Source organism: Limosilactobacillus reuteri subsp. porcinus, assembly GCF_036621895.1.
Lineage (GTDB): Bacteria > Bacillota > Bacilli > Lactobacillales > Lactobacillaceae > Limosilactobacillus > Limosilactobacillus reuteri_J.
On sequence record NZ_LN887439.1, the window covers coordinates 1 to 1,253 of the forward strand.

At 37.7% G+C, this 1,253-nt stretch carries 1 protein-coding gene; it reads right to left on the reverse strand.

Annotated features, from left to right (window positions below; translation table 11 throughout):
- Positions 1-148: 148 nt before the first annotated feature.
- Positions 149-856 (reverse strand): aggregation-promoting factor, encoded by a 708-nt coding sequence (gene apf / locus AACL61_RS07025; protein WP_102816720.1) that lies wholly within the window; start codon positions 854-856, stop codon positions 149-151.
- Positions 857-1,253 lie beyond the last annotated feature (397 nt).

The following is a 1,253-nucleotide window of genomic DNA, read 5'->3' on the forward strand; positions in this document are numbered from 1 at the left end:
ACGATTTCCTGTGTACATAAAAACCGGATGATGAATTGTTCAAAAAATTCATCATCCGGTTTTTATTTTGGACTAGGAGTTTTTTCCCAGCCTCCTCTTTTATCGTATGTTTGAAATTTGTTGATTATCTATTTTATTAAATCTTATTTTAGTACCAACCGTGTGATTGCCAGAATGATTGAGCAGCACTCCAGGAACCGTAACGGCTAGCTACGTATTGATCAGCTACTCGTTCTTGGTTAGCTTCTGAGTAGTCACCATTTAAGTATGATGCTGACAATTGGTACTTACCAATGTATTGACCATTCCGTGCACTGTAGCTACCACCTGATTCGCGAGCTGCGATCCAAGCCTTGGCAGCAGCATCATTTCCAGCTACATTTGAGTTATAGCTAGTTGATGCTTGAGCACTAGATTGTTGTTGTACATTTTGTGTTTGTGGAGTTTGTACTTGTTGTTGAGCAACTGGTGCTTCTTGGTTTGATTGTACTTGTTGGTTTTGTTGTGCTTGATTTTCAGCAGGTGTAGCTTGTGTATCTGCTTGTGGTGCAACATTTGCGGCTGGTAAAGTAGCAACTTCTTCTTGAGTAGCTGGTGCAACTTCACCATCATCCTTGATTACTAATTGTTGACCAACGTAAATCAAGTTCTTATCAGCAATATTATTATTGTTTGCTAATGTATCTACAAAAGTTAGATCGTGACCTAATTTGTAAGAAATCCCAGAAAGGGTGTCACCTGCTTGCACCGTGTAAATACTGTCGGCGTTTGCAGTCGTTGCAGTAGCTATTGTTCCTAATGCAACTGCACCAGTAATCGCTGCTGTAATCTTGGCTACTTTCTTAGATAACTTCATCATAAATTCAATCCATCCTTTTCTCTTAATTAATCAAATAACTCATTTCAACGATAACTACTATACAGGATTAGGGTTACGAGCGGGTTACTAGGACTTATCAAATTTCGTTATTTCTGTAATTTTTTGTAACAAATGTTCGCTGATTTTTTTATAGTCGCTTAAACGTTGATTTAATCGCTTTTGAGTGACTTGTAAAATTATAACTAGAATTATCTCATGTAAAAATTATTCAAAAAAACTGCTCATTTTTTTTTGACAATCGAGTAGGAGATAATTGATTAGTTCAGTTATCGACCTCTCACACCACCGTACGTACGGTTCCGTATACGGCGGTTCGACAACTTAATCACATTGAATTGACTGGAGCGTCTTGGACATATTCATAAGTCCGAGT